Annotated in this window: 10 protein-coding genes and 1 pseudogene; 2 read left to right on the top strand and 9 right to left on the bottom strand. The window is 67.2% G+C overall.

Features of this window, described 5'->3' with window-relative positions; genetic code table 11:
- The 4 genes from ACQKM2_RS01630 to ACQKM2_RS01615 form a co-directional block, all read right to left on the bottom strand.
- The coding region (locus ACQKM2_RS01630) for a DUF2637 domain-containing protein (protein ID WP_427705288.1) at positions 1-476 on the bottom strand (476 nt) is incomplete at its 3' end.
- An 82-nt stretch (positions 477-558) separates the two neighbouring features.
- Positions 559-1,206, bottom strand: a complete 648-nt coding sequence (locus ACQKM2_RS01625; RefSeq protein ID WP_427705285.1) for a WhiB family transcriptional regulator — start codon at positions 1,204-1,206, stop codon at positions 559-561.
- Positions 1,207-1,320: 114 nt separating this feature from the next.
- The gene (locus tag ACQKM2_RS01620; RefSeq protein ID WP_427705716.1) at positions 1,321-2,025 is read right to left on the bottom strand and encodes an ATP-binding protein; all 705 of its coding nucleotides are present in this window, start codon (positions 2,023-2,025) and stop codon (positions 1,321-1,323) included.
- Positions 2,026-2,072: 47 nt separating this feature from the next.
- Positions 2,073-3,212, bottom strand: a complete 1,140-nt coding sequence (locus tag ACQKM2_RS01615; protein ID WP_427705283.1) for a hypothetical protein — start codon at positions 3,210-3,212, stop codon at positions 2,073-2,075.
- A gap of 1,028 nt (positions 3,213-4,240) precedes the next feature.
- Here ACQKM2_RS01615 and ACQKM2_RS01610 point away from each other — a divergent pair.
- Both ACQKM2_RS01610 and ACQKM2_RS01605 read left to right on the top strand, forming a co-directional pair.
- Positions 4,241-5,590, top strand: coding sequence for a helix-turn-helix transcriptional regulator (locus ACQKM2_RS01610; protein ID WP_427705281.1), 1,350 nt, complete (start codon positions 4,241-4,243; stop codon positions 5,588-5,590).
- A 225-nt stretch (positions 5,591-5,815) separates the two neighbouring features.
- The gene (locus tag ACQKM2_RS01605; protein WP_427705279.1) at positions 5,816-6,241 is read left to right on the top strand and encodes an acyl-CoA thioesterase; all 426 of its coding nucleotides are present in this window, start codon (positions 5,816-5,818) and stop codon (positions 6,239-6,241) included.
- Between the two features lie 180 nt (positions 6,242-6,421).
- Here the strand turns inward: ACQKM2_RS01605 and ACQKM2_RS01600 are convergent, their stop codons facing one another.
- The 5 genes and pseudogenes from ACQKM2_RS01600 to ACQKM2_RS01580 form a co-directional block, all read right to left on the bottom strand.
- The gene (locus ACQKM2_RS01600) at positions 6,422-6,643 is read right to left on the bottom strand and encodes a DUF397 domain-containing protein (RefSeq protein ID WP_427705276.1); all 222 of its coding nucleotides are present in this window, start codon (positions 6,641-6,643) and stop codon (positions 6,422-6,424) included.
- Positions 6,640-7,506, bottom strand: a complete 867-nt coding sequence (locus ACQKM2_RS01595) for a helix-turn-helix domain-containing protein (protein WP_427705273.1) — start codon at positions 7,504-7,506, stop codon at positions 6,640-6,642. The genes ACQKM2_RS01600 and ACQKM2_RS01595 overlap by 4 nt, the downstream gene beginning before the upstream one ends.
- Positions 7,507-7,777: 271 nt before the next feature.
- The gene (locus tag ACQKM2_RS01590) at positions 7,778-8,986 is read right to left on the bottom strand and encodes an IS701 family transposase (protein ID WP_427705271.1); all 1,209 of its coding nucleotides are present in this window, start codon (positions 8,984-8,986) and stop codon (positions 7,778-7,780) included.
- Between the two features lie 74 nt (positions 8,987-9,060).
- Positions 9,061-9,420, bottom strand: a pseudogene (locus tag ACQKM2_RS01585) (transposase); the annotation flags it as partial.
- 109 nt (positions 9,421-9,529) lie between these two features.
- Positions 9,530-10,540 carry a hypothetical protein gene (locus ACQKM2_RS01580; protein WP_427705269.1) on the bottom strand — a complete coding sequence of 337 codons (1,011 nt, stop codon included), beginning with the start codon at positions 10,538-10,540 and terminating at the stop codon, positions 9,530-9,532.
- Positions 10,541-11,006: the final 466 nt, after the last annotated feature.

Below are 11,006 nucleotides of genomic sequence, written 5' to 3'. Positions count from 1 at the left end.
CCGGCGGTCCCGCTCGTTCCCGGTCCGGTCCGGGCTTCGGTCTGGCTGTTCCGGACGGGCCTGGCGACGCGCTGCTGGATCTGCCTCATCAGGACTCCGAAGGCCAGCATCGCGCCGGTCGGTGGGACTGCTGCGACCAAGTAGTCCAGGAGCGGAACCGGACCGGCGGTGGTCCCGTTCACGCCTGCCACGTTCAAGGCGATCGATCCGAGAGACCCGACAGCAGTCAGTCCGACCGCCCACCAGTCGGTCACCCTGCGAAGTCCGGCTCGCAGCATGAGCAGTTCGCCGGCGACGATGAACATGTCCAGGGTGGCGGGCCAGGCCCACTGCCGGATGGGCGAGCGGTCCAGGCCGTGGCGCCCTGCGACTTCGGCGAGGTGGGCGTAAGAGAGCCAGAATCCGGCGCCCGTCAGAACGATGATCACTGTCCCGGCAGCGATCAAGGCGTATCGGTCGGCGGTCTCCTCGGTCAAGGGCTCCCTTTCTCCGGGCTCGCTGGGGGATGTGGTGTGCGTCCGCCAGTGGTGGGGCGGGCGGGAGGTAGTGCCGGGCAGTTCAGGCCGCCTTCTTCAGGGCGTTGATCAGTTCGTGTGTCTGGGCCTGGCGGGGCACCTGGCAGAACGTTTCCTCCGGGTCGGCCTCGCTGCTGGCCTCCTCGCCCTGGTCCGAGGTGTCGGCTTCTTCGCTGTCCGCGGCCGGGACCTTCCAGTACCGGTCGCGGTCGGCCACCGCGTGGCGCGCCTCGCGCAGGAGGTCGCGGGCGTGGTCGATGTCGACCCCGAGGGCGTAGGCCAGCCGCGATGCGCTCCATCCGCGTACGTGGGCGGCGCGAGAGACGGCATCGCGTTCAGCGGCGGAGAGATGGACATCCCGGCCCATGAGAGCGGCGCGGACCCGCTGGTAGTCGAGCCGCTTGGCGACCTTGGCACGCCAGGGCTTCCGTTCCGCCTCGGTCAGCCCGCCCCACAGGCCCCACCGGATGTCGTTGTCCAGGGCGTGGGTGAAGCAAGCCTGGCGTACGGGGCAGGCGCCGCACAGGGTTTTGGCCTCGGCGATGGCGGTGTGGGCCCGCGGCGCGGGGAAGAACAGCCGGTCGGCTTCGGCAGGGTCGAGGTCGCGGCAGTTCCTTTGGTCGTGCCACGAGATGTCGGCGATGCTGCGCAGGTCAGGGACGGGCTGGGTGTTGGTGGTGATATTGCGCATGGGATTGATCTCCAGGGCATGCCAGGCAGCGCGGCGAGAGGGTGCGGCACGCGGCGGCGGGTGCCGGCGGACCGGCTCGCGGGCCGGGCGGTGGAAGGTGGCGGGCGCGGCGGGTCAGGCGGCGCGGAAGCGGCGGTCGGGTCCGTCCAGGTGGACCGGGGTACACATGCCGGACAGGCGGGAGATCACTCGATCGCCGACCTTGTCCCGCAGCACCGGCTGCCCCTTCGCCATCCCAGGGGTACGCACCGGCGGCAGGTTCGAGGTGACGATCGTCGGCATCTGGTTCTGCGCACGCCAGTTCAGGAGCCGGAAGGTGATCTCCTCGGTCCACTCGGATGCCTTCGCGGCGCCGAGGTCATCCAGGAGCAGCAGCGGGATCCGCACGATCCGCCGTAGCAGGTACTCCGGATCGGCTCCGCCCCGGGCCCGCATCTCGCCGTACAGGTCGGCGGCGGTGGTGGCATGCCAGCGCACTCCGCACCCGGAGGCGGTCAGGGCCCGGATCGCGGCGTACGCCTGGTGCGTCTTGCCGGCGCCGGTGGAGCCCCACAGCAGCAGGCTGCGGCCATGGGTGATCTCCCGCTGCCCGGCGGCCCCGAAGTGCGGGTTCAGCGGGCTCGCCGAGTGGCCGACAGCGCTGTTGGCGATGGTGCGGACCCACTCGGCTACGGCGGGGTGTTCGACCTGGGCCTTGCGGTAGTCACGCGGGATGCGTAGCTGCGCGGCCTCCAGGGCGGGGATCGCTTCCGGGGTGTCCGCGATGGTGGCGGTGGGGTCGATGCCGCGCTCGGCGAGCTTGCGCTGCATCCAGGTCATTGCGGCGTTGTCGGCGGTCGTCTGCGGGTCGGCGAGGCGGGTGCGGTTCACAGGGCGACTCCGAAGGTGCCGGTGGGCTCGGTGGGGTTGAGGTACGGCGTGTAGGCGGGGGAGGCGCTGGCCCAGAGCCCCGCGCCGGAGGCGGAGGACGGACTCGAGTTCGACGACGGCGCGGGCCCGGCGTTGAGGAGCTCGTTGACCAGGCTCGGCAGGACGCTGGGGTTCAGCCCCTTGGCGCGCAGCCGTTCCAGCGCTGGCCGCAGGACGTCGGGACCGTAGCCCTCGTCCAGCAACGTGCGGATCTCCTTGCCCAGGTGCCCGAGGACCTTCTTCGGCGGACGCCCTCCGGGGCAGCCGCGCAGGTACTCGGCCATCAAGACCTTCGCCGACCACTCGGTCGCGTCGGCCGCTTTCAGCACCGTTTCCGCGGAGGAGCCGAGCGCGGGCGCCTCGCGCCCCCTACGGGAAGATCCAGGATCCAAGATCCTAGATCCAGACAGTGAGGGCTCAGTGAATGTGGCGCCCATCACGTCCTGCGGTTGGGCTGCACTGCCCTGACCTGCGGGTTCCCCCGCAAGGCTCGCGTAGGGCGGAGACGCGGGAGGCGCAGCCTCGGTTTCACCACGTTGGGCGGCAGTGGTGCGCGTCACAGCGAGGGGGGATATGGGAGAGTCGGACGAAACGGTTCGCGGGAGTGCTCCCTGAATGCTCACGGAATCGCGCTCGCCCGGCGGCTCGGCGGGCGCCCGGTGGGTGTCAGGGGCCTGCTGTCGGGGACCGGCCGCCGCCTGGGTCTGGGTGTGGCACCGCGGGCGGTCGCACTCCCCGCACGCTTTCGCTGCCTCGTGGGTCGGGCAGCGGGGCAGCCGGGAGTCCGAAGCGCGGTTGATCTTCTGGTGCCGGTCCCAGGTCACGATGTGCAGCCAGGTCTTGCCGTCGCAGCCCGTGTACCGGCACACCAGGCCGGCCTCGGCCAGCTGCTCCAGGTCTCGGGCGACGTGTGCGGGGGTGTGCTCCGGGCGCAGGGCCCACAGCCGCCCCGCGATGATGGCGGAGTGGTCGCGGAACCGGCCGGAGTCGTCCGCCTGGGTCAGCAGCCCGAAGAACGTGAGCACCGCAGTGACGTCGACGGAGGCCAGGTCCTCGGATTCGAAGGCCTCGGGCTTGATGGTGCGAATGCGTGCCATCAGACTTCACTCCGCTCGGTGCCCGGAGTGGGCTGGCGAGCGGTGTCCGCTGCGCAGTCCGCGGAGGCGACCAGAGGGTCCGGCCTTTCGCGCAGGGGCGTGCCCATGCAAAACTCTCCCTGAGTGATGCCGCAGCCGGTGTGCCCCGTAGGAAGGGCCGGCGCGGTGATGACGGGTCTCTCCGGCCGTTGCCTCGGCTGGAGATACGGCTCTTCGCGTCCGGCGCCCGGGAGTTGCCTCTCCCGGGCGCCGATTGCTTTTACGGACTAGCCGCTCGGTGCGTCCTGCATGCGTTCCCTTCGCCGGTCACCGGGTTGCCTCCCGGTGGGGGACGACGAACATACGCAGACACCCGCACAAGATCCAGACCTGGCTCTATAGACCGTGAAAGGTTGTAGCCACCAAGCATTTCGTCGATGCGTCAAGGTAGGCAGATGTGGGCCGTTGAGGGGCGGTGTCGCCCGAGCGCACTCCGGATACGCCGGAAAAGATCTTCAAAAGAGCCCCCACGTTCTTGAACCGGCAGGCTGTCGCTCTGTACCGGCTGGTCTGGTCTGGATTTAAGCCCGCAGGCAAAGCCTTCGTCAACGGCATCTCAAGGCCGAATCCACGCGCGTAGATTGATGTGCGGGAAGTGTGGAGGCTAGGTAAAGGGCGCTGGTAATACCCTTAATTTTCAAGGAGGTTGAGGGTGCGGGGTCGACTTCATGGGATCGGTCGACGGTGCGCTGAATGATCATTCGGACCCTTGCAACAAAAACCGGCAAGGATTTGCCGCTTTCCCGATCATGGAGAAGTGCAGGTGAGGGAATGTCCAGATTCGTCACGGAAGGCGTTCGGGGGCGGGGGTGTGTGGTTGCACGTTTAACCAACTGGCCTGTGGTCGAGACCACAAATTGTGGAAAGCCTTCAAGGTCGTCGTATCGTCTTTGTGGGAGACATCCGGCCGGGGGGCCAGCATTCGTGCTGTCCCTCTTTTTTCATGCCGGTCCGGTGCCGCCCTGGAGACGAGACAAAGGAAGAGCCTCATGGTTGCTCAGGGGATAGTCCCCTTCGGCGATGACCACGCCGAGAACAAGGGCGCGTACGGCGGTGAAATCGCCGGTCAGTTCATGGGGTTCGGCGGCTGGCTGAAGCGATGGCGCCAGGCGGCGGGGCTCACCCAGACCCCCGTGGCCAAGGCCCTCGGTATGGGGGTCCGTACCTACCGCAACGTGGAGAAGGGGGCCGTTCCGCCCCGGTTCACGAAGCCTCAGTGCGAGGCGCTCGCGGACCTGCTCGGGCTCGACAAGAGTGAGCGCCACGCCCTGCTGCTGTACAACATCGGCACCACGCTCGACGGCGACCCGCAGATCGACGCCAGTCCGGAGCTGCGCCGGGCACTTCGCCTGCTCATCGACCGGCAGATGCCCTCGCCTACGTACCTCACCGACCGCAACTGGAACATCCTCGCGTACAACGCCGCGATGGCCGAGTGGTGGCCCTGGGTCATGGAGCCCCGTGCCAACCTCATGCGCTGGGCCCTGGCGAACCCCGAGGCCCGTACCCAGTACCACGGCTGGGAAATGCACGCCGCGGCCTACGTACGTCTGCTGAAGTTCGCCCAGGCCACCCACAAGGACAACGCCGAGCTCGTCGGCCTGATCGCCGAGGTGCGCCAGAACCCTGACGTCGAACGGATTTGGCGCACCGAGGCCGATCTGGAAGCCGACAGGGATGGCCATGTCTTCCGGATGATCATCCCTGCCCTGGGCTGGGAGACCATCGAAGTCGTCTCCCACGTCCTGTACCCGGCGTCGATGCCGCACTGCCGATTCGTGGTGATCACTTGGGTCGAGGCCGAGTCCTCTGATGACGAGACCGACGCCCTCGGAGGCAAGCGCAACGCCTGGGCCCATGCTGAGCCCGGTTCGCCCACGATCCCGCAGTTCTCTGCCCAGGCCGAAGCCGATGCCGCCCGCCGCCGCGCGGCCCGCGCACTCACCGCCCGCCTGGTCGTCGGCAGCGCCGACGAGGCGGCAGCACTCGCCAGCCCCGGCGGCATCCCGCTCCCCGCACTCAGCGCACTGGCCGGTCCGGAGTGCCGGCTCACCCTGTCGCCCGAGAACCATTCCGTGGTGTGGGCCATCCAGGAAGTCCCCGGAGAGTGGGGCATCACGCAGCTGGGGGCCGGAGCCGTCGTAGACCGCATCCACCAGCCGATCGTCGACCCTCAAGCCAGAGCCGAGCTGAAGCTCCTCCTGCGAGCCTCGCTGCCGGACTCCGACCAGGCGGCCATTAGCCGCCTCCAGGGGCAACTTCCCCAGGTCGACCTCCGGGCCGCCCTTCTTCGCGAGATCTACAACGACCTCCGAGAGGGCGCTGCCCTGCTCCGTTAGCGGGTGTGGCTGCCCCCTTTGTCGCGTAAAGCAACTTAATGTCACGACTGGTGCTGTCTCCGTGAGGGGCAGGGAGGCGGGTGTGGCCGTCCTGACGACAGAGAGCGTCCGGACGGCCGATCTCCGCGGAGCCTGGGCCTTTGCAGCGGAGGGTGCGCCAGTCCGTCCTCGGATCGGCCGGGCGTCTCGGAGTCGCGGCAGATCCCTCAGCCCTCAGGAGCCACCGTGTCTCGGTACACCTACGATTGCCCCGTTCGCTGGTCGGACCTCGACGCAAACGGACACCTCAACTCCAGCCGCTACGGCGTCCTCCTGGAAGAGACCCGCATGCGCATGTTCAGCATGCTGGTCCCCAGCGATCCCACCGAGCGCCTGGCCCGCAATTTCCTCCTGCGCGAGCAGAGCATCCGCTATCAGTACCCACTTGAGGCCTGGGAGACCCCGGTCCGCATCGAAGCCTGGGTGACCGACGTCAAGCGGGTGTCCATCACCTTCCACTTCGAGGTGAAGGACGACGATCACGTCTATGCCACCGCGACCTCGGTCGTGGCCGGCTACGACTCCATCCGCGGCGGCATCCGGCGCTTCGAGCCGGATGAGCTCGAAGTGTTCAACAGCTACTCCGACAACCCCCAGGCTGTGGGCAGCTGAACCATCGCCCTGGCCTGCGTGCAGGTGTGGGACGGGCGGAGGGTGCAGGTTTGGTCCCTCGTACGCGGCTGGGGTTAGGGGGAATCGAGGTCGGAGAGGCATTGTCAGTGGAGGGTGAGATGCTGCGGTGGTGGTCTTCCCCCGGTTCGCTCGGGGGAAGACCACCGTCGTCTGCACTGATCAGAGTTCTCCGCTCACCATGGCCCTCCGGAACATGCCCCACTCGGTGGCCGTGTACCGCAGCGGCTCCAAGTGGAGGTTCTTCGAGTCGCGGACGGCGATGCCACCGCCGGGAAGGTCGGTGATCTCGACGCAGTTGTGCTCAGGACCGCTTTCCTGCGCCTTGCGCCAGTGGGCGGCGGAGAGGTCGTACTCGTACAGCTCCGCCTTCTGTTCGCTCACTTGCGGTGCCCTTCTTCCAACTTGGTGATCCGTGCGAGTGTGTCCTCCACCGACAGGGCCGTGGCGCGGATGCGCTCGACCGCATGGGCGAAGGGTTGCGCACCGTCGCCCTCAACGTAGGTAGCTCCGCTGAGGTTCTCCAACAGCACGACATCTGGGGTGGGGCCGGGGAAGCTGACCAGGCCGAAGCCGCCGAACATCCCCGGGTGTGCTGTGGAGTCCACCGGCATGAGCTGCACCGTGACGTTCGGCAACTCGGAGACGTCGAGGAGCTTGCGCAGCTGTTCGCGCATGGTGGCTGGCCGGACCTCGAAGCGGGTGTGCAGGGCGGCTTCGTGGATGATCGCCCACAGCTGCAGCGGGTTCCCGGGCCGGGTCAGGACCGCCTGCCGGGCCTGGCGGACCTCGGCGAGAGCGATGATCTCCTCTGGTGTGCGCGTCTTGCTGGTTGCCGTCATGGTCTCGCGTGCGTACGCAGCGGTTTGCAGCAGCCCGGGGACGGCCAGCGGCGCCCACTCGCGGATGTGCTCCGCGTCGTCTTCAAGCGAGATGTAATCCGCGTAGGCCGGGGATACGACACCGCTGTAGGTCTGCCACCAGCCCTTCCTGCCGGCGTCCTTGGCGAGGTTTTCCAGCGCGGTGAAGACCTCCGGATCCGTGACCCCGAACGCCTGGAGCAGCGCGGTGACCTCGGCGGGGCGGATGCTCTGCCGGGCATTCTCGATCTTGGAGAGCTTGGGCACCCTCCAGTTCATCGCGATGGAGGCGTCCTCAAGGGTCATGCCGGTGTCGTTGCGGAGCTTCCTCAGTGTCTGGCCCAGGCGCCGCCGGCGGACGGTGGGCTCAACAGTTTGGTGCGGCATATGCGCAGTGTTGCACCGCCCTAGGCGGCAACACGACCCAGTTCGCAGGATTGCTTGGCGAGATTAGGCAGAAAGGTTGCGGCCTGCCGAAGAAAGGGTGGATGCTCGACACTCGATGGACACGCTCGGTCAACTAGCCGTTGCAGTGCGCTAGTAGGGCTTTGTTAGGTGGTGTCGTAGGGCTGCCATGGGGCGGTTTGTCGGCAGGTGGGGCAGGTTCCGGTCCAGGTGGCCAGCAGGTGTTGGAGGAGGTCCAGGGCCTGGTAGAGGGTCAGGCCCTGGCAGGGGCTTTTGGGCTGCTCCGCTGTTCGGTCAGGAACAGGTGGGCGGCGGTGACCAGGGTGACGTGGCGGTGCCAGCCGGTGAACGAGCGCCCTTCGAAGTGGTCCAGGCCCAGGGCTGTCTTCAGCTCGCGGTAGTCGTGCTCGATCCGCCAGCGGGACTTCGCGAGCCGGACCAAATCCTTGGCGGGAAGGTTCGCGGGCAGGTTCGAGATCCAGTACTTCACCGGCTCCGCCTCGCCTTCGGGCCACTGCGCGATCAGCCAGACCAGCGGGATCGTGCCGTCCTCGGCGGGTTTGGGCCGCCGGCCCGCGAGGCGGACCCGCAGGAGCACGAAGTGCGAGCTCATCGCCGCTTTGGAGCCCTTGCGCCAGGTCACGGCCCGGCCCCGGTGCCGCCCCGCGGCCAGCACATGGTCACGTAACGAGAGCGGCCGGGTGCGGTAGCGGGGCAGCGGGCGGGGCCCGAGCCCACCGTAGGCGGGCTGGTGTGGCTCGGCGCCCTCGCCATAAGCGGTCATCTCAGCCTTGACCTGCAGGACGTAGGCCAGCCCGCGGTCTTCCAGGCCGCGGCGGAAATCGGCGTTCGCGCCGTAGCCGGTGTCCGCGACCAGGGCGGCGGGCCGCAGGCCCGTCCCGGCGAGTTCGTCGAGCATGTCCAGGGCTAGCTGCCACTTCGGGCGGTGGTGTTCGCTCTCGGGGATCCGGCACGCCGCCCGGCGTTCAGCCGCCTCAGGACCGTCCCACGACTGTGGCAGGAACAGCCGCCAGGACAGAGGGCACGAGGCGGTGTCGGAAACGGCGTGGACGCTGACGCCGATCTGGCAGTTGCCGACCTTGCCCAGGGTGCCCGAGTACTGCCGGGCCACCCCGGGCGAGGCCTGGCCGTCCTTGGGAAAGCCGGTGTCGTCCACCACCCACACCTGCGGACGCACCACGGCCACCGCCCGCCAGGCGAGGCGGGCCCGCACGTCGGTGACCGGCCAGGTCGAGGACGTCATGAACTGCTGCAACTGCTGATGGTCGACACCCAGGCGTTCGGCCATCGGCTGCATCGACTTGCGTCGGCCGTCCAGCAGCAAACCCCGCAGATACAACTGGCCCTTCGCCCGCTGGTCCCGGCGGACCAGCGGCGCGAACACCTCAGCCGCGAACCCCTCCAACCGGCCCCGCACAGCCGCAAGCTCCCCAGCCCTCATACCGCCAGCGAACTACCAGACACCCGACACGACAAGACCAGCTAACAAAGCACTACTAGGGCCTGTCCGGCCGATCATGTGCGGAGCCAGATGGCTAGGGCTGCTGTGGTGACTGTGCCGAGGTAGACGTAGCCGCGTTTGTCATACCGCGTTGCCACGGCCCGGAAGTTCTTCAGCTTGTTGATGGCCCGTTCGACGGTGTTGCGTTTCCGGTACAGCTCCTTGTCGAAGCCGACGGGCCGTCCGCCTCGTGCGCCTCTACGTCGTCGGGCGGCCCGGCTGTCGGTCTTCTCCGGGATGGTGTGCCGGATACCGCGTCTGCGGAGGTAGTCGCGACATGGGCCGTTGCTGTACGCCTTGTCAGCGGTCAGACTGTCCGGTGTCTTACGCGGCCTACCCGGCCCGGTCCGCGGAACACGGATCTTCTCCAGCACCACGGCCGTCTCGCCGGGGTCCTGGTCGGCGTTCACGGACTACGCGAAGACCTGCCAGGTCTGATCGGGAACTACGAGGACCCCTCCACCTGGAGGGGTCCTCGTCACGTCACTGGCCGCCAAAGAGCAAGTCGCGGTACTTTTCCGCGCCGGGGGACAGGTAGATATCCTTGGCGCTCGGACGTTCAGTCTTAGCCCGTTCGCCTCCAGGTGACGCGTCCCAGGTGAGCCAGGCGCGACAGCCCACCGCATTTTTCCCATGCACCAGCAGCCTGTCGAGGCTTTGAGGGTAAGCGACGACATAATCGAACAAGCCCGACGTCCCATTCCTCCTTTCGGCCTCCTGCTTCAGCCTCTGAAGGATGGCCGGATGGGTAGCCAACGCGTCGTACACGGCGAACGGGTCCAGGCGGGCATCCTTGTCCGGGTTCTCAGGCCACCAGGTACGGAGGAACTCGTTCAGCCCTACTTTCAGCTTGTGCAGTCCTTCGGCCCACCCTTTTTTGCAGTCCAGGGTCAGATGCTCGCCGCTGCGCGGGAGGTCGAACCCTTCCATCGCCGAGGCGATTTCATCGGACGTGGGACCGAAGCTGAGCAGCTTGTGCTCGTTCAGCGCTTCCTTCGCGAGGCGTTTCGTCTCGTCGGGTACGGACGGGCCGTGACCTTCGGCGTAGGCCTTCGCCTTTTTGCTCTGGGCGTTCAACAGCTTGATCTCGAGCGGGGAGCGGTCTTTCAGCTTCAGGGAGCTGAGATCCATCAAGGTGGTGGCAACAGTTTCGCCACGTTCGAACGAGGCCCTGCCCACGGCCTTCTCCCGCCCGAACGAGACGTGGATCTCGGCCCACGGGTCATCGAACGGTGCCACGTCGGTCCAGCTGTATCTGACCTGCCCCCCTTCCTTACGTCGGCGCTCGGTGAAGGATCGATGCTTGGCGCCGGTGCCATAGTCGCGGTAGGTGACCATCTTCTCCTCAGAGACGGTACGGTGCGCCACTCGCAGCACCGCCACCACCAGCAGCTTGTTGTCGAGGGTCTGCCGCACGTGTTGAAGACTCAGCACTGACACATTCTCGGCCGAGGCACCCTTGAGCTTGCTTGAACCGACCTTGTCTCCAGCCATCAAGTATCAGCTTTCTATCTGAAGGGGATTACCGGACAAGGAAATGTTCACCGCTTCCGGCGACGGCACCCCCGAGATCAGCCGTTCAGTTCAGGGCACGCCAAGAGCAGTGGTGGCGAGGGGTGGGCTACACGCTCGAGCGGCGCCTGGCCCACGTCATCCAGGAAGCACAACGCCCTCCCAGTGCGGTACGTAACGTGAAACTTCCGCCCGATCGGCATCATCACCGCCCACATCGTTCCCGTTCCTCATGAACTACGAGCCCCCGGGCGCCAACTAGATCATCTGATGCTCTGTCAATTACTCGAACCGAGCGCCCCCTGAAACGACAAGAAGCCCCCCGCCAGGCCGAAGCAGGCGAGGGGCATAGAAAGTGATTACTAAAACGTGGCGCCGACAACTACCCAGCGGGGTCGCGACGGCGCCGACCATCGCGAACGAGCAGCCAGCCATCCACGATGTCCTC

The organism is Streptomyces sp. NPDC004126 (genome assembly GCF_050275515.1).
Lineage (GTDB): Bacteria > Actinomycetota > Actinomycetes > Streptomycetales > Streptomycetaceae > Streptomyces.
The sequence above is the reverse complement of the archived record's forward strand: the minus strand, read 5'-3'. Positions and strand labels throughout refer to the sequence as shown.

Bases quoted from the DNA above. Each gene is read 5' to 3' on its own strand.
- ACQKM2_RS01625 (WP_427705285.1), bottom strand. From the start codon at position 1,206: ATGCGCAATATCACCACCAACACCCAGCCCGTCCCTGACCTGCGCAGC.
- ACQKM2_RS01620 (WP_427705716.1), bottom strand. From the start codon at position 2,025: ATGACCTGGATGCAGCGCAAGCTCGCCGAGCGCGGCATCGACCCCACC.
- ACQKM2_RS01615 (WP_427705283.1), bottom strand. From the start codon at position 3,212: ATGGCACGCATTCGCACCATCAAGCCCGAGGCCTTCGAATCCGAGGAC.
- ACQKM2_RS01610 (WP_427705281.1), top strand. From the start codon at position 4,241: ATGGTTGCTCAGGGGATAGTCCCCTTCGGCGATGACCACGCCGAGAAC.
- ACQKM2_RS01595 (WP_427705273.1), bottom strand. From the start codon at position 7,506: ATGCCGCACCAAACTGTTGAGCCCACCGTCCGCCGGCGGCGCCTGGGC.
- ACQKM2_RS01590 (WP_427705271.1), bottom strand. From the start codon at position 8,986: ATGAGGGCTGGGGAGCTTGCGGCTGTGCGGGGCCGGTTGGAGGGGTTC.
- ACQKM2_RS01580 (WP_427705269.1), bottom strand. From the start codon at position 10,540: ATGGCTGGAGACAAGGTCGGTTCAAGCAAGCTCAAGGGTGCCTCGGCC.